General features: G+C 28.6%; 24 protein-coding genes. 2 read left to right on the top strand and 22 right to left on the bottom strand.

What is annotated here, in order from left to right:
• Position 1: 1 nt before the first annotated feature.
• The 17 genes from tnpA to J2Z71_RS05620 all read right to left on the bottom strand — a co-directional run bounded on the left by tnpA (position 2) and on the right by J2Z71_RS05620 (position 16209).
• Positions 2 to 367, bottom strand: a complete 366-nt coding sequence (gene tnpA, locus J2Z71_RS05695; protein WP_210060890.1) for an IS200/IS605 family transposase — start codon at positions 365 to 367, stop codon at positions 2 to 4.
• Positions 339 to 767 (bottom strand): nickel pincer cofactor biosynthesis protein LarC2, encoded by a 429-nt coding sequence (larC2, locus tag J2Z71_RS09025; RefSeq protein ID WP_210060900.1) that lies wholly within the window; start codon positions 765 to 767, stop codon positions 339 to 341. Before larC2 ends, tnpA begins: the two co-directional genes overlap by 29 nt.
• 5 nt (positions 768 to 772) lie before the next feature.
• The gene (gene larC, locus J2Z71_RS05685) at positions 773 to 1744 is read right to left on the bottom strand and encodes a nickel pincer cofactor biosynthesis protein LarC (protein ID WP_210060889.1); all 972 of its coding nucleotides are present in this window, start codon (positions 1742 to 1744) and stop codon (positions 773 to 775) included.
• Position 1745: 1 nt separating this feature from the next.
• On the bottom strand, positions 1746 to 2489 hold the full coding sequence (gene larB, locus J2Z71_RS05680; protein ID WP_210060888.1) for a nickel pincer cofactor biosynthesis protein LarB: 744 nt from the start codon (positions 2487 to 2489) through the stop codon (positions 1746 to 1748).
• Positions 2482 to 3288 (bottom strand): ATP-dependent sacrificial sulfur transferase LarE, encoded by an 807-nt coding sequence (gene larE / locus J2Z71_RS05675; RefSeq protein ID WP_210060887.1) that lies wholly within the window; start codon positions 3286 to 3288, stop codon positions 2482 to 2484. The genes larB and larE overlap by 8 nt, the downstream gene beginning before the upstream one ends.
• A gap of 292 nt (positions 3289 to 3580) precedes the next feature.
• Positions 3581 to 4495, bottom strand: a complete 915-nt coding sequence (locus J2Z71_RS05670; RefSeq protein ID WP_210060899.1) for a xylose isomerase — start codon at positions 4493 to 4495, stop codon at positions 3581 to 3583.
• Positions 4491 to 4895 (bottom strand): apurinic/apyrimidinic endonuclease family protein, encoded by a 405-nt coding sequence (locus J2Z71_RS05665; RefSeq protein ID WP_210060886.1) that lies wholly within the window; start codon positions 4893 to 4895, stop codon positions 4491 to 4493. The genes J2Z71_RS05670 and J2Z71_RS05665 overlap by 5 nt, the downstream gene beginning before the upstream one ends.
• 8 nt (positions 4896 to 4903) lie before the next feature.
• Entirely contained in the window at positions 4904 to 6076 is a 1173-nt protein-coding gene (locus J2Z71_RS05660; protein WP_210060885.1) for a MalY/PatB family protein, read from the bottom strand.
• A gap of 1 nt (position 6077) precedes the next feature.
• Complete coding sequence (locus J2Z71_RS05655; protein ID WP_245311191.1) at positions 6078 to 7109, bottom strand: Na+/H+ antiporter NhaC family protein; 1032 nt, start codon at positions 7107 to 7109, stop codon at positions 6078 to 6080.
• Between the two features lie 52 nt (positions 7110 to 7161).
• On the bottom strand, positions 7162 to 7605 hold the full coding sequence (locus J2Z71_RS08935) for a Na+/H+ antiporter NhaC family protein (RefSeq protein ID WP_245311190.1): 444 nt from the start codon (positions 7603 to 7605) through the stop codon (positions 7162 to 7164).
• 84 nt (positions 7606 to 7689) lie between these two features.
• Positions 7690 to 9186, bottom strand: coding sequence for a xylulokinase (xylB, locus tag J2Z71_RS05650; protein ID WP_210060884.1), 1497 nt, complete (start codon positions 9184 to 9186; stop codon positions 7690 to 7692).
• 10 nt (positions 9187 to 9196) lie between these two features.
• On the bottom strand, positions 9197 to 10180 hold the full coding sequence (locus tag J2Z71_RS05645; RefSeq protein ID WP_210060883.1) for a LacI family DNA-binding transcriptional regulator: 984 nt from the start codon (positions 10178 to 10180) through the stop codon (positions 9197 to 9199).
• 240 nt (positions 10181 to 10420) lie between these two features.
• The gene (gene fucP, locus J2Z71_RS05640) at positions 10421 to 11773 is read right to left on the bottom strand and encodes an L-fucose:H+ symporter permease (RefSeq protein WP_210060882.1); all 1353 of its coding nucleotides are present in this window, start codon (positions 11771 to 11773) and stop codon (positions 10421 to 10423) included.
• An 11-nt stretch (positions 11774 to 11784) separates the two neighbouring features.
• The gene (locus J2Z71_RS05635; protein WP_210060881.1) at positions 11785 to 12471 is read right to left on the bottom strand and encodes a class II aldolase/adducin family protein; all 687 of its coding nucleotides are present in this window, start codon (positions 12469 to 12471) and stop codon (positions 11785 to 11787) included.
• 16 nt (positions 12472 to 12487) lie between these two features.
• Positions 12488 to 12928 carry an RbsD/FucU family protein gene (locus J2Z71_RS05630; protein WP_210060880.1) on the bottom strand — a complete coding sequence of 147 codons (441 nt, stop codon included), beginning with the start codon at positions 12926 to 12928 and terminating at the stop codon, positions 12488 to 12490.
• Positions 12922 to 14403 (bottom strand): rhamnulokinase, encoded by a 1482-nt coding sequence (locus J2Z71_RS05625; RefSeq protein WP_210060879.1) that lies wholly within the window; start codon positions 14401 to 14403, stop codon positions 12922 to 12924. The genes J2Z71_RS05630 and J2Z71_RS05625 overlap by 7 nt, the downstream gene beginning before the upstream one ends.
• 12 nt (positions 14404 to 14415) lie before the next feature.
• Entirely contained in the window at positions 14416 to 16209 is a 1794-nt protein-coding gene (locus J2Z71_RS05620) for an L-fucose isomerase (protein ID WP_210060878.1), read from the bottom strand.
• Positions 16210 to 16416: 207 nt separating this feature from the next.
• Here J2Z71_RS05620 and J2Z71_RS05615 point away from each other — a divergent pair, with 207 nt between their 5' ends.
• Positions 16417 to 17274: an AraC family transcriptional regulator gene (locus J2Z71_RS05615; RefSeq protein WP_210060877.1), complete on the top strand. Its 858-nt coding sequence runs from the start codon at positions 16417 to 16419 to the stop codon at positions 17272 to 17274.
• A 20-nt stretch (positions 17275 to 17294) separates the two neighbouring features.
• Here J2Z71_RS05615 and J2Z71_RS05610 read toward each other — a convergent pair whose 3' ends face one another.
• From J2Z71_RS05610 to J2Z71_RS05590, 5 genes are all read right to left on the bottom strand, one after another.
• Positions 17295 to 17486 carry a ferredoxin gene (locus J2Z71_RS05610; protein ID WP_210060876.1) on the bottom strand — a complete coding sequence of 64 codons (192 nt, stop codon included), beginning with the start codon at positions 17484 to 17486 and terminating at the stop codon, positions 17295 to 17297.
• Between the two features lie 10 nt (positions 17487 to 17496).
• Positions 17497 to 18678, bottom strand: coding sequence for a DUF438 domain-containing protein (locus tag J2Z71_RS05605; RefSeq protein WP_210060875.1), 1182 nt, complete (start codon positions 18676 to 18678; stop codon positions 17497 to 17499).
• Between the two features lie 8 nt (positions 18679 to 18686).
• Positions 18687 to 19874, bottom strand: a complete 1188-nt coding sequence (locus tag J2Z71_RS05600; RefSeq protein ID WP_210060874.1) for an oxygen-binding di-iron domain-containing protein — start codon at positions 19872 to 19874, stop codon at positions 18687 to 18689.
• A gap of 20 nt (positions 19875 to 19894) precedes the next feature.
• The gene (locus J2Z71_RS05595; RefSeq protein WP_210060873.1) at positions 19895 to 20077 is read right to left on the bottom strand and encodes a hypothetical protein; all 183 of its coding nucleotides are present in this window, start codon (positions 20075 to 20077) and stop codon (positions 19895 to 19897) included.
• An 83-nt stretch (positions 20078 to 20160) separates the two neighbouring features.
• On the bottom strand, positions 20161 to 20841 hold the full coding sequence (locus J2Z71_RS05590; protein WP_210060872.1) for a Crp/Fnr family transcriptional regulator: 681 nt from the start codon (positions 20839 to 20841) through the stop codon (positions 20161 to 20163).
• A gap of 138 nt (positions 20842 to 20979) precedes the next feature.
• Between J2Z71_RS05590 and J2Z71_RS05585 the strand changes: the two genes are divergently transcribed.
• Positions 20980 to 22488 (top strand): AMP-binding protein, encoded by a 1509-nt coding sequence (locus J2Z71_RS05585; protein WP_210060871.1) that lies wholly within the window; start codon positions 20980 to 20982, stop codon positions 22486 to 22488.
• Positions 22489 to 22515 lie beyond the last annotated feature (27 nt).

The following is a 22515-nucleotide window of genomic DNA, read 5'->3' as shown; positions in this document are numbered from 1 at the left end:
ATTAACTCCTTGATTTTATATATTTTTTTGCTCTTTCTTCAGAAAACTCCCCAACTGTTGATATAAAATAATTATTGTCCCAGAAGGGCGTTTCTAAATTAAATTTATTTTTTATAAGTCTTGATGTAGAAGACTTTAAAGAATTAATTAAAGTTGCTGGTGCAAATTGAGGTTTGATTTCTGTAAGTAGAAAAAAATGATTTTTATTATAGGCCATATTAAAAACCTCGCCCTTATTATTCATTAATCTCTTAATATTTTCCTTTAGAAATTCTCCAATTTGCTCATCTATAACTTCATTTTTATTTTTTGTAACTAAAACAATATGATATTTCAAATCATAAGTTGAATTTTGATTTTTTTTCATATTCACTCACTACTTCCCTATATAGGTCTATAATTGATATATCTTCTTTAATTGCGATTTTTTTAATAGATTCATACTCTGGATAGATGTATTTATTGTCCTTATGAAATACGATTTTTAACTTTACATCTCCAAAACTAGATTTAAAATCTATGATTTCTCTTTTTAGAATATCTCTTTCTACAAAATACTTTCTAATTCCAATAGTTGTAGTGTGTTTGAAAATTATATCTAAAATTTCCTCTTCCTTTTCCACATTACAAAGCACTGATAATTTATAAGCAGGTCTGTTCTTTTTCATAAAAATCGGAGTATAGAAAACATCTAAACTTTTTTCTAAAAGTAAATCTATTACAAATCCCAAAACTTCTCCATTTACATCATCAATATTAGTTTCAATTATTTCTAGAGTTTTTTTTTAGCACTTTCTATTTCCATAACTCTTAAAATATTTGTAGAATTTTCAAAGTCACGATTTCCAGCACCAATTCCTATATTTTTTATTTTAAAGGATTCTTCAGGAAGTCCCTCACTAAAGCATGCAATAATTGCAGCTCCTGTTGGTGTAATATGCTCACCATAATCATTTATAATATTTAAAGATAAATTATTTGCCCTAATTATATTTAATACTGCAGGTGCAGGAACAGGCATTGAACCATGGGCACATTTTACAAATCCTACTCCCTCAAAAAGCTCTGATGAATAAATATGTTCTGGATTTAAATCATCTATTAAAACACATACTCCAACTATATCTATTATTGAATCAATTGCTCCAACTTCATGAAAATGAACTTCACTTTTTTCTACTCCATGAGCTATTGACTCAGCATCTGCTATAATATTAAAAATCTTTTTAGCATTTTTCTTTGCATTTTCTGAAAAATCTCCAGAATCAATAATTTTAATAATATCATCTAAATTTCTGTGAACATGATGTCCTTCATGAATGTGATGATGTTCGTGATTTTCATGATTATGACAATGTACGTCTTCTTCATGACTGTAATGATGTTCATGTCCTTCATGATTATGACAATGTTCGTGATTTTCATCATTGTGATGATGCTCATGTCCTTCATGATTATGACAATGTTCGTGTCCTTCATGATTATGACAATGCTCATGTCCTTCATGATTATGACAATGTTCGTGATCTTCATGATTATGATGATGTCCTTCTTTTAATAAAACATCAAAATTATAGGCATCTATTCCCTTTTTAAGTGTTCTTTCAAATACAAGTTCATATTCTCCAAAGTCCATTGAATTTAAAGCATGTTCTAATTTTTCTCTACTTGCTCCTAAATCTAATAATGCCCCTATTGTCATATCTCCTGCTATTCCAGAATATAATTCAAAATATAAATCCATATTATCCCTCGATTAATTTATTTATTTGTGCAGCTTGATAGCTTGCTCCAAAACCATTATCTATATTTACAACACTAATTCCCTCAGCACAGGAATTTATCATAGTTAAAAGTGCTGTAATACCTCCAAGACTTGCTCCATATCCAACAGAAGTTGGCACTGCAATTATAGGCTTATTTACAAGACCTGCAAGTACTGTTGGAAGTGCTCCTTCCATTCCTGCAATAGTTATAATTACATTTGCTGATTTTATTTCGTCAATTTTTGAGAGCATTCTATGAAGTCCAGAAACTCCAATATCATAAAATGTACTTACATTTGCTCCAAAAAACTCTGCTGTAACTCTAGCTTCTTCAGCAATTTTTAAATCTGCTGTTCCACCTGTGCAAATTGCAATATTTCCAACTTTCTCTTCCTTTTCAAAATTAAGTAAAAGAGTTCTTCCTACTTCATTAAATTCAACTTCGCTTATTTCTTTTTTTACTATTTCATATTGATGCCTACTTGCCCTTGTACCAAGAACGCTTTCTTTTCTTTCATAAAAAGCCTTATAGATTTCTACAAGTGCAAAATCTTCCTTGTCCTGACAAAATATAACTTCACCAAAACCACGTCTTTGCCTTCTTTGAAAATCAAGTTTTGCAAAGTCCATTTCCTTATAATTAAAGTCTTTTAAATAATCTAGTCCATCATCAATAGATGTCCTACCACTTTTTATATTTTCTAAAAATTCTCTATCATTCATTGATTTCCTCATCCATACTTCCAGATCTAAATCCTTCAATATCTAAATTTATATATTTAAATCCAAGATTTTTTAAATCTCTTATTATATCTTCTCTATTTTCAATAAATTTCAAAAAGTTCTCTTCTAAAATTTCAATTCTAGTAATATCTTTATATAATCTAATTCTACAAACATCAAAGCCATAATTCTTTAAGATTTCTTCTCCCTTATCTATAATTTCAAATTTATCTAAGGGCAATTTTTCATCATAGGGAAATCTAGTAGCAAGACATGGTGCAGATGGTCTTTTTGCAACACTAATATTAAGTTTTTTTGCAAGGTCTCGAACATCACTTTTTTCAAATCCACATTCCTTTAAAGGACTGATTATCTCAAGTTCTTCAAGAGCTTTAAGACCTGGTCTATATACATTTAAATCACTTAAATTTGTTCCATCAAGAACATATTTCATATTGTTTTTTTCTGCAATTTCTAAAGCTTTACTAAAAATTTCTCTTTTACAATAAAAGCATCTATTTTTTCTATTCATTAGAACATTTTCATTTTCTGTTTGGTCTATATACTTTTCTATATGTTTTACATTGTAGTCTTTTGCAAGTTTTCTAGTAATTTCCAAATCACCACTTGGAGATAGAAATGTCTCAAAAGTCGCTGCAATTATTTCTTTATTTTTCTTTTCTGCTTCTTCCTTAGCTATTTTTAAAACCAAGGTACTGTCCACCCCACCAGAAAAGGCAACTACAATTCCATCATCTACTAAGCTTGATATAAAACCTCTTAATTTTTCTTCCTTCATAATAACTCCTAACTGAATTATTTATTATATTAAAAACAAGCATTTTTCAACCTACTTAACTATATTCCTACAATCTAACTGAATTGTCAAATATCTTTTTTAAATTTTAAAAAATGCCCTATACTAAAATTTAGTATAGAGCAGTATTTTAAGGTGTTTTTAATTTTAAAAATTTATTTCACATACTTAACTTTCTAATCTAATAATTTATTATTATTTTAAATTTATATTTATATAAAAAAATAAGAAGGGATTTCTCCCCTCTTATCTAATAGACTTTTCCCCAATAAAATTAGTTAAATAATATTGAATTTATTATAGATTCTAAATATTCTTGTGAACCGCTTTCAATATTAAAATCTTTTTTGTCTAATACATATTCTTCAAGTTCTTCAAAACTTATTTCTTCTTTTAGAATTTTTTCACCAATTCCACTTTCATAGCTTGAATATCTTTTTTCTACAAATTCATCTATTCTTCCATCTTCTATAATCTTAGATGCTTTTATAAGTCCTAGTGCAAAAGTATCCATTCCTGCAATATATGATAGTGCAATATCTTCTGGTGTAAAGGATGCTCTTCTAACTTTTGCATCAAAGTTTATTCCACCATTTGTAAATCCACCAGCTTTTAAAATTTCAAGCATTCCAAAAGTAGCATCATATACATTTGTTGGGAATTTGTCTGTATCCCATCCTAAAAGCATATCTCCTTCATTGGCATCAACACTTCCAAATACTCCATTTATTCTTGCTACTTGAAGCTCATGTTGGAAAGTATGTCCTACAAGTGTTGCGTGATTTGCCTCTATATTTAATTTGAAATCTTTGTCTAGATCATATTTTCTTAAAAAGGCAAGTACTGATGCTGTATCATAATCATATTGGTGTTTTGTAGGTTCTTTTGGTTTTGGCTCTATATAAAAATCACCTTTAAAACCTTTATCTCTACCGTATTTTACAGCCATTTTAAGAAGTCTTGCAAGATTGTCTAGCTCAAAGCCCATATCTGTATTTAGAAGAGTTTCATATCCTTCTCGTCCTCCCCAAAATACATATCCACTTCCACCAAGTTCTATAGTTGCATCAATTGCATTTTTAACTTGTGCTGCAGCTAGTGCAAAGGCATCAGCATAAGGAGATGTTCCTGCTCCATGCATAAATATTCTATTGCTAAAGGCATTTGTAGTTGCCCAAAGTAATTTAATATTTGTATCTTTCTTTTTTTTCTTTAATGTATTTTACAATTTCTTCTAAATTTTCTTTAGTTTCTTTAAAAGTTTCTCCTCTTGGAGCTATATCTACATCATGAAAACAAAAGTATTCTATTCCAAGTTTGTCCATAAAATCAAAGGCTGCATCAACTTTATTTTTTGCTCTTTGCATCTCATCATCTGTACCATATCTTCTGTCTATTGTTGGCTCTCCAAAGGGATCACTTCCATCTGCACAGATTGTATGCCACCATGACATTGCAAATTTTAAATGTTCCTGCATAGTTTTACCATTTATAACTTTATCTTTATCGTAATATTTAAAGCTAAAAGGATTTGTAGATTTTGGTCCTTCATAAGCTACTTTTGGTACATTTTTAAAATAATTTGACATATTATTATCTACCTTAATTCATCTATTTTTTCTTTTAATACTTCTAAGCTCTCTTTTAGTCTTTCTCTTTGTGTTGCTAGATTTAGTCTTATAAATCCACTGCCTCCAAGTCCAAATCCATCTCCAGTATATATGCCCATTTTTACTTTTTCACTAAAGAACTTTTCAACTTCTTCTCTTGTCATATTTAAATCTCTTATATCAATCCATGCAAGATATGTGCCTTCTGAATCAACTAGTTTTAATTCTTTAATATTTTCTTCTAGATAGTTTTTTAAGAAATTATAATTTTCTTCTAAATAGTTTTTTGTATTTAAAAGCCAATCTTCACATTCTCTATAACAAGCATTTATTACTGGTATTATAAAGGGATTTGGATTGTGAAGTCCCATTTTATAGAAGGCATCTTTTACTTTATTTCTAAGATTTTCATTAGATATAATAATATTTGATCCCATAAGACCTGGAACATTAAAGGCCTTTGTAACAGAATTACAAGTTATAGTTCTTGATTTTAAATCATCATTTAAAGATGCTATTGGATAATGTCTATAATTTTTAAAAGTAAGTTCTGAATGAACTTCATCTGAAATTATAATTAAATTGTGTTTTTTTGCAATTTCTCCAATTTTTAAAAGTTCTTCTTTAGTCCACACTCTTCCCACTGGATTATGGGGACTTACTAATAGCATAATTTTTGTTTTAGTAGTAATTTGAGAGTCTAGTTTTTCAAAATCAATATAGTATTTATTGTCCTTTTTTATTAATTCATTTTCTATAGCTATTCTATTATTTTTTACAACAAAATCATGAAGTGGAGAATATCCTGGTGAAAATATTAATATTTCATCATTAATCTCTGTAAGTTCATTGATCATTATTGCTATTGCCATTCCTATTCTTGGAGCAAATAAAATATCTTCTTTTTCTATTTTAAAATTATGATAATGCTCCATCCAATAAGAAACATCTTCTGTAAAAGATTTATTTAAAATTGTATATCCAAAGTTTTTTCTCTCTAAAACTTTATACATTGCATCCATTATTGGCTTTGCTGTTACAAAATCCATATCAGCAACGCCATAATAGTCTATTTTTTGTCCTGTTTCCCAATAGGGTTCATCCCATTTTGCACAGTCTGTACCATATCTTTCTACAAAAACATCTAATTCATTACTCATTTTATGCCTCTTCGCTTATTTCTCTTAAATACTCTTGATAAACTTCATCATCTTCACTTAATTTTGGAATAAATGTATTTGTAAATCCATAAATAATTGCAAATACAAGTCCTAAATAGTTAAATACTGCCCAAGGTAAATATTCAAGTGTTGCAACTCCAAGTGTTGCTGCCATATAAGCTCCTGCTGCTGTCCAAGGCACAAGAGGTTCTATAACAGTTGCACCATCTTCAAGAGTTCTAGATAGTACTTTTGGATGAATTTTTCTTTCTAAATAAGTTTTTCTAAACATCTCTCCTGGTATTAAAAGTGATAATTGTCCATTTGATGTAACTATAACTGTAATAAATGTTGTAATTAATGTTGTTGTAATAAGTCCACCAATTGAATGAACTGATTTCATAAATTTACTTAATACTATATCAAGTGATCCTGTAACAGAAATTGTTCCAGCAAAACCATAAGCACAAAAAGCAAGAAGTGTAACGCCAAGCATTGATTCCATTCCACCACGATTTAATAATACATTTAAATCTCCTATTAAATTAGCAGGATCATAGCCAATTTGAAGAAGCATTTCTGTATCAAATCCACTAAGTGCAGATGTAAAAGCTTGTTGTAATGTGAAGTGTTGGAAAAATACTGCATTAAACATAGCTATAATACTTGCAAAAAGCATAACTGGAATAGTTGGTTTTTTCATAATAGAACCTGCAAGAACTATTACTACTGGAAGTATAATTAAAATATTAAAACTAAATAATTCCTCTAAAGTACTTAAAATTGTAGTAACCTTTTCAGGTGTTGCAACTGTTCCAACATCAATTTTTAGACCAACTACAAAGTAAACGATACTAGCAATAATAAAAGATGGTATTGATGTATAAAGCATTGAACCTATATGTTCATAAAGTGTTGTTCCTGCTGCAATTGGTGCAAGGTTTGTAGAGTCTGAAAGTGGTGATAATTTATCTCCAAAATAAGCTCCTGATACTACTGGAAGTGGTGCTCCAATTCCTGATGCAACTCCCATAAGTGCTACACCAATAGTACCAGCTGAACATCATGATAAAGATTATAGAAATCTACTCATGGAAGATAAGTGCTACACCAATAGTACCAGCTGAACCCCATGAAGTTCCTGTCGCAACAGAAACAAAAGCAGTAACCCAAAAAGATGTTATTATTAAATATTTTGGTGAAATAACCTTAATACCATAATAAACCATCATTGGAATAGTTCCACCAATCATCCATGTACCAATTAAAAATCCTACAATAATTAGAATTAATATAGCTGGCATTGTCTTAGATAGTTTTCCAACAATAGATTCAATAATATCGTCCCAAGTATAACCTAAATATGCTGCAATTAATCCTGCTACAACTGTTGACATTAAGATTAAAATCTCAGCCCTTAAACCCATAACTCCATAGCCTACACCTAAAAATAAAATCATAACTGCAATTGGAAGTAGTGCTAATAAGAAACTAGGTTCTCTTTTAATTCTTTCTTTTTTCTCTTTCATTTTGTCCTCCTTTAATATATGTGTTTTTTATTTCATACTTATTTGAAGTTAAAATTAAAGCATTATATAAGTTCAACACCTTATTTAGTTTTCAATATTTTGTAAACTTCTAAACTCATCTTTTAAATTTAAATATAAATTATTATAAATTTCATAATAATCATTATATTTTTCATAGTTTTTAACATTTGGATTAAATACAATATCATTTTTTTCAAGTATCTTAACAGCACTTTGAATATCCTCATAAAAACCTAAAGAAACTAAAGTTAAAATTGCAACACCTAAAGTAGTTCCATTAGTCTCTTTTATTTTTTCAATAGGATGATTGTAATTATCACAAATCATCTGACATAAAATATTGCTACTAGCCCCACCTCCTGTAATACGCATTGTATTAATATCAATACCTAAATCTTTAATAAGGTCATAGGAATTCCTTAAAGAAAAAGCAACACCTTCATAAACAGACCTTGCAATATTTTCTCTACTATGACTTCCTGAAAGACCAAAAAATACACCTCTTGCATTTGGATCTAAAATTGGAGTTCTCTCACCCATTAAATAAGGTAAAAATATTAATCTATCACTTCCAATTTTTATATTTGAAATATTAGATTCAATATAATCAAAAACACTATTATCATCTAAATCCTTAAAGAAGTTTTCTCTCATCCACTGAATAGAAAAACCAGCTGCTTGAGTAACCCCCATAAGATGCCATGTATTTGGAACAGCAGCACAAAAACTATGTAGCCTTCCATTAGGATCAGTTTTAAAACTATCACTTTGAGTAAAAACTACTCCACTAGTTCCAACAGTAGTAAAAGAATCACCATCATTAATAGTACAAGTTCCAATTCCTGCAGCAGCATTATCTCCTGCACCAGCTATAACAGGAACTTTATGTCCAAAAATGTTTTCTTTTGTGTAACCCGTTACACATATGGATTCATAAACTTTTGGAAGTAAAGATTTATCTATTCCAAAAAATTCTACAATCTCATTAGACCATTGTCTTTTTTCTACATTTAAAAGTTGCATTCCACTTGCATCTGATACATCAGTTGCATAATCCTTTGTCAAATAAAATCTAATATAATCCTTAGGTAATAAAATATGCCTACATCTGTCAAAATTTTCTCTTTCATTGTTTTTTACCCAAAGTATCTTTGGTAAAGTAAATCCAGTTAATGCAGGATTTGCAGTAATAGATATTAAATTCTCTTTTCCAAAACTATCCTCAATTTCAATACATTCTTTTTCAGTTCTTTGATCAGACCATAAAATAGCAGGTCTTATCACTTCATTTTTTTCATCTAACATAACAAGACCATGCATTTGCCCTGTTAGACCAATACCACAAAGATTTTCAATATCATCCTTTAAAAAATCTTTCAACTCACTTATTACTTCATCTAGGGCATTTGTCCAATCAACTGGATCCTGTTCAGACCATCCATTTTCAGGAAAATAAACAGGATATTCCTTATTATATGAAATAATCTCTTTTAAATTAACATCATATAAAACTGCCTTTAAAGAAGATGTCCCTAAGTCTAAACCTAAAACATACTTCATATAATCTCTCCTAGTCTAAATTTATAGTACTTTCTCTTAAAACAACATTAGTTTTTATTCTAATAGTCTTTTTCTTAACCTCTTCTTTATTAATTAACTTTAATAAAACCTTTACACATTCCTTTGCAATCTCTTTAACAGGTTGTTCAACACTTGATAACTTAGGATTTAAAAGCTCTGCAATATAAGAATTATCAAATCCCAAAATTTGTATATCTTCAGGAACCTTAAAACCTTTTTTTAAAATATAACTCATAGTACTTGCAGCAGCAATATCATTAAAAACAAATATACCATCATACTTCTTTAAATTAATATCATCTAAAATTTTATCAATATTAAAATCCGTACTATAATCCTCACTAATAGAAATAACATCTACACTTGCATCAGAATAATTTTTAGCCTGACTAATAAAACCCTCATACCTTTTTTCAGTAGCCTCAAATATCTTTGGACCTCTTATATGAAGTAGATTTCTACATCCCCTCTCATATAGAGTTTTAAAGGCAATTTCTCCACCTAAAAAGTTATTTGCAGTAATATTTACAACATTATCTCCAATCTCACTTTCAAAGGAAACTACAGGAATATTTAGTTTTTTAAGTAACTCTTTATTTTGAGACCTTCCCGTAATAATTCCATCAACTCTAAAACCTTGAAGCATCTTAAGAGCATTGATCTCCTCATCCATATCATCATTAGTATTGTATAAAATTATGCTATAACCATTTTTATTTAAAATACTTTCTAAAACAGTAGCCATTTGTGCAAAAAATGGATTTACAAGACTTGGTACAATAAGCCCTATAACTTTAGTACTTTTACTATACAAAACCCTTGCATGTTCATTTGGAATATAATTTAACTCATCAATAGCACTTTGAATCTTTTTAGCAGATTCCTTGCTTACATATCCATTATTATTTATATATCTAGAAATAGTTCCTGAGCTAAGTCCCGTTATTTTTGAGATGTCTTTCATTGTTGCCATAGTCTTTCCCCTTTTATGTAATCGGTTACACATTATTAAAATAAAAAATAACTAATATTACTTTATACAATAAGAATAGTATAATAATAAATGATGTCAACTAATAAAAGCAAAATATATATCATTTTAATTTTATTTAATATACTAATATAAATAATAATAACTTTTAGTATGTAATTTATCTATATTTTTAAAAATTTATTTATATAGGTTATAATTTATTTTTTAGATTAGGGGTATTTATTTTTTGATTTTTTGTTTTTTCTCCATATTAAATATTGAATATATAAATATTACTAAAAAGCAGATTGCTGCTGTAAAGTATGATGTTCTAACTGCTGCTTCTACTCCACTAAAACTAAATGCAAGTGTTGAAAAAGTTCCATTGTCAATGAATTTTCCCATAAGTGGGGCAATTACTGCTCCACCAAGTATTGCCATTATTAATCCTGCTGCTCCAATTTTAACTTCTTCTCCCATGTCTTTTAATGCAATTCCATATATTGTAGGGAACATAAGTGACATACATCCTGATATCATGATTAGACAAAATACACCTAAATTATCTTTTAAGTAAACTGTTCCAAAGGAAACTATTATTCCAAATATTGCCATAAATGCCATCATTTTTGCTGGATCATGATTTTTCATAAGTGCTGTACAAACCCATCTACACAATATAAATAATACCATTGCCATTAGATAAATTTCTGCTGCTCTACTTTCTGGAACTCCTTTTACTGTCATTACATATTTGTTCATCCATGTCCAAACGGCTATTTGCATTCCAACATAGAAAAATTGTGTTATTACTCCAAATACATATTTTGGTCTTGAAAATAATCTTCCAACTGCAACTTTCATTGAGATATTTGAATCTTCATCTTTTGCTGAAATTTTATTTCTAAAGAAGAAAAACCATATTACAAGTGCTACAGCTACAAGTCCTACATAGGGTACGCAAACCCACATTAATTCCTTTGTTCTTATACTTGATAGTGTTGATGCACTCATTTTAATTCTCTCTTCATATCCTGCTGGATTTAAGTTTCCAAGGATTAAAAATTTCGCCATTATTATTCCAATTAGCGATCCCAATGGATTAAAGGCCTGTGCAAAATTTAATCTTCTTACACTAGTCTCTTGGCTTCCTAGGGAAATAATAAAGGGATTACAAGTTGTCTCAAGTATTGAAAGTCCTCCAGCTAATGTAAATATAGAAACTAAAAAGAAATTATAGTTTTGAAATATTGCAGCTGGTATATATCCTAAGGCTCCTATTATATAAAGGCCAAGTCCTATTAAAACTCCTGCTCTATAGTTCCATTTTTTTATAATTATTGCAGCTGGTATTGCAAGCACTGCATAGGCTCCATAAAAGGCTATTTTAACATAGGATGAATTAACTGATTTCATCATAAAAATTCTTCCAAAGGCTGGAACTAAGTTATCAGTCATATTATTTAAAAGTCCCCATAGTACAAAACAAGATACAAGCATTATAAAATGCATTTTGTACTCCTTTGGAACTACTGGTTCGACTAAGGATGTTTCACTTTTTACTTTAGTATTATTAGCAGTTGCATCGCTCATTTTTATCCCCCTTATTTACTATATTTTTTATATCCTGGATGTTTTCCTGTAACTTTATAGTCCTTTCTCATATTTATTAATCTATCTATTTGTTCTTTTGTAAGTTCTTGTGCTCCACCTAATAAATGTGCATTTAAACTTATTTTTGCAAAAAGTTCTAGTGTTTCCATTCTATAATATGCTGTCATTAAGTCTGATCCCACTGTTGGAGCTCCATGGTTTTGTAAGAGCATTGCATCATGATATTGTAAATAAGGTGCTATTGCCTCTGGCACTTCATCTGTTGATGGTGTTCCAAAGGGAGTTACAGGAACTGATCCAAGTGCCACTACTGTTTCAATCATTGAATAGTCATCTAGTGGTTTATTTGCAACTGCATATCCTGTTGCAACTGGAGGATGTGCATGTACTGCTGCTTTTACATCTTCTCTTTCCTTATAACATCTTAAATGCATTTTTATTTCTGATGATGGTCTATATCCTTCTTCTGCTTCTAAGATATTTCCCTTTTCATCTATATGAACAAGTTTTTCTGGTGTAATAAAGGATTTACTTATTCCAGTTGGAGTTACCATAAATGTATTATCATCAAGTTTTACACTTACATTTCCATCATTTGCAGCTACCCAACCAAGTTGCCACATTCTCTTACAAACTTCACAAATTTCTTCTCTAACTTCCATATAACTTAATTTCATTTTTTCTCTCCCCTTATTATTCAACTACTACTCCCTTTTGAAGCATTATATTTGCATATAGAGCTTCTTCTCCAGTTGCAATAATTAAATAAGCATCTTTTGCCTCTTTATAGAACTGAAATCTCTCTATTTGTCCTATTGTTTTTTTGCCTCTATTGTCATATTTTTTTACTATTTTTTCATATTCCTTCCAAATTGGAGTCTTGATATTGTCATCTTTCATAACTTCCATTAAATTTACTGATTTTTCTGTATAAGTATCTAGTGGAAAAATCTTTAATATTGCATCTAAAATTTCGCAAGTTCCATGTCCATCACATCTTATAACTATTGAGTTTTTTCCTATTGATTCACAAGGAAAGTTCCCATCTGAAATTATAAGTCTGTCACTATGTCCCATTTCACATAATGCTTTTAAAAGTTCTGGTGATAAAATTTTTGGTATATTTTTTAACATTTTATTATCTCCTTAAATCTTTCATAGGCCTTGTCCCATTTTTCTTTGTCTTTAGGTAAGTACTCTTTTATTTCTTCAGATTTTTTTATAATATGCCTTGCCTCTTGTACATTTTCTATACTTCCAAGTGCAATAAGTTGCATGCTTATATTTCCAAGAACTGTAGCTTCTACAGGGCCTGCTAAGACTTTTCTATTACAAGCTGATGATGTCATTTTGCAAAGTAATTCACTTTGAATACCTCCACCAATCATATGAATAGTATTGTAGTTTTTATTTGTGCAGTCCTTTAATTCTTCTAGAGATTTTCTGTATTTTAAAGCAAGACTTTCATTTATGCATCTTATGATTTCTCCTTCAGTCTTTGGAATATATTGCTTTGTTTCTTTGCAGTAATTTTTAATTCTTTGAGGTATATTTCCAGAAGAGACAAAAATTTCATCATCTGGATCTATAAAGCACTTAAATTCTTCTGTTTCTTCTGCCATTTTTTCAAGAGATGAAAAACTTAGATTTTTGCCTTCTTTTATCCACTGTCTTCTACTTTCTTGAACTAGCCAAAGTCCTATTATATTTTTTAAAAAAGATGTTTTATTTTCATGAGCAACTTCATTAGTTATATTGTATTTATAGGATTTTTCATTTATTATTGGACTATTCTCCTCTGATCCAAGAAGTGACCATGTACCACAACTTAAAAAGGCAAAGTCCTCATCTTCTGCAGGTGTTGCTATTAAAGCACTTTGAGTGTCATGTCCTGCTACTGCTATTACTTTTAATTTATCTATTGATAGTTCTTTTGCAACTTCATCAGATATTTCTCCAACAATAGTTCCACTTTTTACAATATCTTTAAAAATATTCTTTGGAATTTTAAATTTATCAATTAATTCACTAGACCAAGATTTTTCTTTTTGATTATAAATTTGAGTAGTTGATGCAATAGTTACTTCAGAGTATTTTTTATTTGTTAGAAAGTAACTTAATAAATCAGGCATAAGTAAAATCGAATCTGTTTTATTTAATAATTCACTTTTATTTTCCTTTAGAGATAATAGTTGAAAAAGTGTATTAATATTCATAATTTGATTTCCTGTTATAGAATATAATTCTCCAAGAGAAATATATTTTTCAATATTATTAAATACTTCTACAGTTCTTAAATCTCTATAGTGAATTGGATTTTCAATTAAATCTCCCTCTTTATTTATAAGACCAAAGTCCACTCCCCAAGTATCTATTGCCAAGCTGTCTATTTTTCCATATTTTTTTGATTTTATTAAGCTTTGTTTTATTTCATGTAAAAGCCTTAAAACATCCCAATACATTGTATTGTTTACTACTACTGGATCATTGGAAAATCTGTGAATTTCTTCATATTTTATTGTCTCACCATTATAAATGCCTAGCATGGCACGTCCACTTGACGCGCCAAAATCTATTGCTAGTACTTTTTTTTCTACTTTTGTTTGCATATTAAAACCTACTTATTTATATAGTGGTCCATAATTTTCACAAGCTCTATAATCTTGAGATTCCTTATCCATTCCAAAGGAGTTCCAAGCTGATGGTCTAAATATTTTATCTTCATCTACATTGTGCATAGATACTGGGATTCTAAGCATTGAACACATTGTAATTAAATCTGCTCCAATATGTCCATAAGTTGTTGCTCCATGATTTGCTCCCCAATTATTCATTACATCATAAGCTGATTTAAATGCACCTTTTCCTGTAATTCTTGGTGTAAACCAAGTACATGGCCAAGTGTAGTCTGTTCTTTTCCATAGTTTTTCTGTAACTTCTTCAGGAAGTTTTACTGTCCAACCTTCTGCTATTTGAACAACTGGTCCAAGTCCCTTAACTAAATTTACACGAATCATAGTAACAGGCATTTCTGCATCTGTTACAAATCTTGAAGAGTATCCTCCACCTCTAAAGTATCCAGTATCAGCATAATTCCAAGTTGTATTTTCTAAAATTTCCTTTTCTTCTTTTTTTGTAATATCATACCAAGCTTTCATTACAGAGTTTCCGTTTTCATCTTTACAAACTCCTGTGGCATCTAGACAAGTTGCACCTGAATTTATTAAATGTAAAAATCCATCTGCTTCTTTTGCATGACCAGAAATATCATATCCAGTTGATTTTTTAACTGCATCTGTTGACCAATAAGTTCTTACATCTGAGAAAATTTGAGCTTGATTTGTTAAAAGCTTCATAAATAACATTCCAATTCCATTTAAAATATCATTTTCTGTAGCAAGAATATAAGGTTCACGAATACCATTCCAATCAAAGGATGTATTTAAAAGAGCCTCTGCAAAGTCACAATTTGGATAAAAGTCAGTCCATTGTCTTTGACCTTGGAATCCTGCTGCAATGGCATTATGACCTACCATTTCTTCTTCACAGCCCTTTGGCAAGTTTTTATTTCCATTCATTAGATCCTTTATAATAAGCATCATTTTTACTACAAATTCCCAGTCTTTATCCTTTTCTTCTCTTGTCTTTTGAAGTTTTTCTGGATTTTTATCAAAACCTTCTTTGCAGTTTTCTTTTGTCCATTTCATTGCCTTTTTAAATTCATCTTCATCATAAATTCCTTCAGACATTCTTCTTATTATTTCAACTTCATCTACTGATTCAACTCTAAGACCTAAATAATCTTCCATAAAGTTTGGATCCATCATTGATCCACCAATTCCCATACAAATTGAACCTATTTGTAAATAAGATTTTCCCTTCATAGTTGAAACAGCAATAGAAGCACGTCCAAATCTAAGTAATTTTTCTTTCACATCGTCTGGTATAGATGTATCATCTGCTTCTTGAACATCTTTTCCATATATTCCAAAAGCAGGAAGTCCCTTTTGAGTATGTGTTGCAAGAACTGATGCAAGATAAACAGCTCCTGGTCTTTCTGTACCATTAAATCCCCAAACGCCCTTTATAGTATTTGGATTCATATCCATAGTTTCTGCACCATAGCACCAACAAGGAGTTACAGTAAGAGTAATATCTACTCCCTCTTTTTTAAATTGTCTTTCACATTCTGCAGCCTCTGCAACTCTTCCAATAGTTGTATTAGAAATTACTACTTTAACAGGCTCTCCATTTGTATATTTTAAATTCTCTTTGAAAAGCTTTGCAGCTGATTTAGCCATATTCATAGTTTGCTCTTCTAGTGAACCCCTTACATTTAGCACTCCTCTTCTTCCATCTATTGTTGGTCTAATTCCTATAACTGGATATTCACCTATTAATCTACTTTTAGTCATTTTACTTCCTCCTTAAAATCCAAAAAACCCTTTAGGACTACGTTTGCCTTTTTCTTGATTAGATTATATGTCTTTATATATTTATATACTTGTAATATAATTAGGAAAAATGGTAATATATTCAGGTTTTTTAAACAATTGTTGTTGATTTAAGTAGTTTTTATAGTTTTTAAGTAAATTATGTACATTTAACTTTGAGGTGTTCAAATGAAATATCTAAATTATAGAGAAAATAGAAAACATGGAAATAATAATTTTCCCTTTGAAATTTATGAAGTTGATAAAAAACATATAAGATATAATATGATTTTACATTGGCATCATGAATTTGAAATAATTAAAGTTTATTCAGGAACTTTGACACTTTTTATCGATGGAGATGAATATATTTTAAAAGAAGATGAAATTATACTTTTAAATGATGGCACTTTACATAGTGGAGTTCCAAATAATTGTGTCTATGACTGTTTTTTATTTGATATGAGATTTTTATTAAGTAGTAATTTTGTTGGAAATGAAACTATTCAAAAGATAATAAATCATGAAAAAAATATTAAAAACTTATTTACAAAAAAAGATGAAAAATCCTATTTAATAATATCTGAAATTTTAAATACAATGAAATCAAAAAACAATGGATATGAACTTAAAATTATTGGACTTTTATATACTTTAATAGGAATAATTGAAGAAGAAAATCTCTATAAAATAAAATTAAAAACTAATCCCACTTATAAAAAAAGACTTTCTCAATTTAAGGATTTAATTACATATATTGAAAAGAACTACAATAAAAACATAAGTCTTGATGATCTTGCAAATTATGCAAATATAAATAGTCATTATATGTGTGAGTTTTTTAAAGAAATTACACATATGACTCCCATAGAATATTTAAATTACTATCGAATAGAATCTGCCTGCGATCAGCTTCTTTTAACAGATTATAAAATTACAAAGATTGCCTATAATTGTGGATTTAACGACTCTAGTTATTTTACTAAAGTATTTAAAAAATATAAAAATATGTCTCCTAAGGAATATGTACAACTAAAATCAAAATAAGGACCTTTAAAGGTCCCTATTTATTCTTCCTTACTTATTGCTGATACTGAACAAGATGAAATTGCTTCATCAACATCTGAAATATTTGAATCATTTACATTTTCATTATGTGCAACTGCCTTCATATCATCATTAATTTCAAAAATTTCTGAATTTACACCTTCACAAATTCCACAGCCAATACATAAATCTTTGTCAATTTTTACTTCCATAACTGCCTCCTTACATTAAAGTCTTACTTCCCTCTAATGAGCGAAGTTCTGAAATTTCTTCTGTTACTTCTAATACTCCTAGATATTTATTTTCTTTATTTCTTAGAGCATAATATCTAATTAAAATAAAGATATTAGGCTTATTTATATAAAATATTTCACTGTCTTTTTTATTATTTCTAAAATCTTCTACTATTTGTTCTACTATATGAACTGACTTACTTGGATGACAATCACTTACATCTCTTCCAATTATCGTTCTTGTTCTAGGAAATACCCTATTTTTATTTTCAGAAAAATATCTAACTTTATTATTACTATCTACAAAAGTTATATCTACAGGAAGTGTATTTAGTAATGTCTCAAGCTCTTCTATTGTAAAAAATCCACTTGGTAAATTTATCTCACCTGATTTAATTTCACTAATAATATTGTCCTTTGCCTGTCTTTTTTGCCAATCTCTTATATCAGATAAAGTTGCACCCTCAATTTCCTTATTAAAGACATATCCAATTTCTTCACTTTCTTCAGATATTAAAATCCAATCTTTGTGATTTATATTTTCCTTTAAAAGAGGATTTAAAATATTATCTTCCTTTGAAATCATAGACAATATTTTATCTATTAATGTATCTAAAAAATCAAAATCTAAGGCATCAATTTCAAGATCTTCTATTGATTTTTTAATCATATCTCTTATTTCATCATCTACAGACCACATTACCTTAGGTGGTGCTATAATATTGTTTTTTTCTAAATAGGGAAATAATAATAATTCTTTTCTCTTGTAGTGAATATCTATTTTTGACAATTTTTTTAAATTTTCAAGCAGTTCAATTTTATTATTTTTATTTTTATAATCATCTATACTTTTATTTAGCTTATTTTCTATAAAACTTTTAATTCCCTTATTTTCACTACTAAATACAAATAGTGGATGTCCTTTTATCTTTTCAAGGGGCATATTGTGAATTTCTTCTATACTAGTTTCAAATACTGCAGCATGAATATCACAAAGTTCATGAATTTCATCAATTGTAGTTCCACTTTCTATTAATTCCCTTTTAGCATCTGCAATTTCCTTAGCTGAAACCTTTCCAAGTCTCTCTTTAAATTCTTCTACTACAGAATCAAAATCTTCTCCACTACTTATTTTTTGCAAAATTTCTTTTATAATATCCTTATTTTCCATAATATCACCTATTTCAATAGAGCTTTTACAACAGAACTTGCCTTTTCAAAATCTTCTTCATCTGGATTCCAAAGAGATTTAATATTTTCCTCTACTACTTCAAATCCTGCATCTAAAAGTCTTTCTTGTAGGACCTTTACACCTTCTCCACTCCATCCATAACAACCAAAAGCTGCTGCTTTTTTATTTTTAAATTTTAATGATTTTAAAAAGTGTATCCATCCATCAACACTTGATAAAATATCATTTCCAACTGTTGGTGATCCAACTGCAATTGCACGAGATTTAAATACCTCTGTCATTATTTCATTTTTATCATATTTTGCACAATTAAATACTCTTACTACTGTATTTGGACTTAGTCTATGAACTTCACTTGCTATTTTATGTGCAATTTTCTCTGTTCCTTGCCACATAGTGTCATAGACAATAGTAATTTGATCTTCTTGATATTCTTCTGCCCAAAGTGCATATTTTTCTACAATTTGCATTGGATTATCTCTCCAAATAGCACCATGACTTGGAGCAATTATTTCAATTGGAAGATTTAAAGCTACTATTTCTTTTATTTTTCTTGATGCAAAAGGTGAAAAAGGATTTAAAATATTTGCATAATATTTCATAGCTTCCTTCTCAAGTAGACATTTATCTGCTCTATCATTAAAAAGTTCTTCTACTGCATAATGTTGTCCAAAGGCATCATTTGAAAACAAAATATTGTCACTTGTCATATAAGTTGCCATACTATCTGGCCAATGAAGCATTTTCATCTCTACAAAAATAAGTTTTTTGCCATTTCCAATATCTACACTATCACCTGTTTTTACAGTTTTAAAATTCCATCCATGTTTTCCATATTGTCCCTCAATACTTTTTACTGCATTTGCTGTACAGTAAATAGGAGTATCTGGAATTTCCTTCATAAGATCAACTAAAGCCCCTGAATGATCTACTTCTCCATGATTTGCAACTATAAAATCAATATCTTTTAAATTGATTTCTTTTTTTAAATTGTCAATAAATTCAAATCTATGTGGAGCCCAAACTGTATCTATTAAGACATTTTTTTCCTCTTGAATTAAGTAGGAATTTTGACTAGAACCATTTATTATTGAATAGTCATCGCCATGAAAGCTTTCAAGTTCCCAATCAATATATCCAACCCAACTTACATTATTTTTTACTAACTTTTTCACTTTACTCCTCCTTATTAAAATCAAATGGCATTTTTATTTAAACATTCTACTACTTTATTTATATCCAATTTTCTTTCCTTTGCCATTATTTCAATTGATCTTTTTTCTAAAGTAAAGGGATTTATTTTAAAATTTAATAATACTTTTATTGTTTTTGGATATTCTTCAACTATATCTTTAATATTTTTATCTTTTGTTATCATAAAAAAACCCTCTTTAAAACTTAATATCTTTTATATCTCTATATTAAGTCTTAAAGAAGGTTTAAACATTGATTTAAATCAACTTATAATAATTCTTCTAATTTTTTTATATTTAATATTTTTATTTTTTTATTTCCAACTCTTTCAACTATTTTCTCTTCTTGAAGCTCACTTATCTTTCTACTTACTGTCTCTCTTCTTAGATTTATAATTGCAGCAATATCATCAATTGACAAATGTATTTCTTTATCTTCAAGTCTTTTACTTCTATATATTAAAAACATTGCAACTTTTTTTAGCGCATTATTTTCATGAAGTATAGATAAATTTTCATTAGAAATAATTAATTTTCTATTTAAATTTTTCATAATATCAAGTGCTGTTTCCGGCTCTTTTTTAATTAAATCAATAAAGGAACTTTTACTAAATTTACAAATTTTAACATCTTCAACTGCAATACAATTATAGGGATAATTCATCTCTTCAAAGAATAATTCTTCTCCAATGCTATCTCCCTTAATTAAAATATCAAAAATATATTCCTTACCTTGAAGATCATATTTATTTAATTTTATTTTTCCCTCTCTTATAATAAGAATACTGTCTAATTTATCATTTTCATTTATAATAATATCATTTTTTTTATAATCAATATGTTTTGCCCTTAATATAAGTTTTCTTTGAATTTCCATTGGAAGACTTCTAAACATAATAATATTTTTAGTACATAGCTCTTCACCACATCTATTGCAATTACCACTCAAATAATCACTTCCTTTTATTATTATATATACTACAAAGTTTTTATAAGTCAATATTTAAAAGATTTTATAGAGTTTTTTAATAGGTCTAAACTTTTAATAAATATGAAATTATGATATATTATTTTAGAGGTGAAAGCTGTGAAATTAAGTGTTTTAGAGTATTTAGAAGAAACAGCAAAAAACTATCCAAAAAAAATTGCTATTTCAGACAATAATGAATTTATTACTTTTGAAGAACTTATAAATCAAAGTAAAAAAATAGGTTCTTTTTTATATGAAAATTTAGATAAAAAGAGAAATCAACCAATTTTCGTAGAAGTTCAAAAGAGCTTAAAATCAATTGTAGCTTTTTTTGGAGTTTTATATAGTGGCAATTTTTATGTTCCTATAGATGGAGAAACTCCTCTTATTAGAATTGAAAATATGATTAATACTATTGAGCCAATTTGCTCTATTTCAATTACTAAAAATAATCCCTTTGTAGATTCTAATAGTAAAGTTTTTGATTTTGAAGATATTGTTTTAAATGATATAGATGAAATAAATTTAAAAGAAACTCGAGATAAATCCCTTGATATAGATCCTTGTTATCTTATTATGACATCAGGTTCTACTGGTGTGCCAAAGGGTGTTGTCATAAGTCACAAGATGGTTATTGATCTTGGACTTTGGCTTGTAGATACATTTAATTTTACAAGTGATGATATTTTGGCAAATCAAAGTCCTTTTTACTTTGATGGTGCTACTAAGGATATTTATATAATGGCCTTTGCTGGAGCTAAAATGGAGATAATTCCAAAGCAATTATTTTTAACTCCTTTAAATTTAGTTAAATTTTTAAATGAAAAAAAGGTAACTTCTCTACTTTGGGCTGTTAGTGCTATTAATATATTGTCTAATTCTTCTGTTTTTGATATAGAAAAACTTCAAAGTGTAAATAAAGTTATCTTTGCAGGAGAAGCTCTTCACACTAAGGAGCTAAATATTTGGAAGAAAAATCTAAATGCTCTTTATGTCAATTTATATGGACCTAGTGAGTGCACTGTTGATGCAATGTATTATATTGTAGATCGTGAGTTTTCAAAGGATGAAGCTATTCCCTTAGGTCGTGCTTGTAAAAATATGGAAGTTTTTTTACTTGATGAAAATAATAATATTATTAATGATGGTATTGGAGAAATAGCTATTCGTGGTACTGCTGTTTCTATGGGATATTATAATGATTTTGAAAAGACTGATAAATCCTTTATTCAAAATCCAAATAATAAATCCTATAGGGATATTATTTATAAAACAGGTGATCTTGCAAAATACAATGATCTAGGAGAGTTAGTATTTGTATCAAGGCGTGATAATCAAATAAAACATATGGGAAATAGAATTGAGCTTGGTGAAATTGAATTTGCACTTAAAACCTTAGATGAGGTTCAAGAAGGTATTTGTATTTATGATAAGGACAATCAACTAATTGTATTTATATATACAGGCATTGAACTTTCAAGACGTGATATTTTCATAAAACTAAAGGGAAAAATCCCAAAATATATGTATCCAAATAAATTAATAAAACTTGATACTATGCCCTATACAAATAATGGAAAAATCAATAGAAATAAATTAAAGGATGATTATTATAAAAAAAATTAATTCTATTAATGAGCTAAATAGCCTTAT

Origin of the sequence: Peptoniphilus stercorisuis (genome assembly GCF_017874395.1) — a bacterium.
In the GTDB taxonomy this organism is placed as follows: Bacteria; Bacillota; Clostridia; order Tissierellales; family Peptoniphilaceae; genus Anaerosphaera; species Anaerosphaera stercorisuis.
This window is presented reverse-complemented; position numbering and strand designations above follow the sequence as displayed.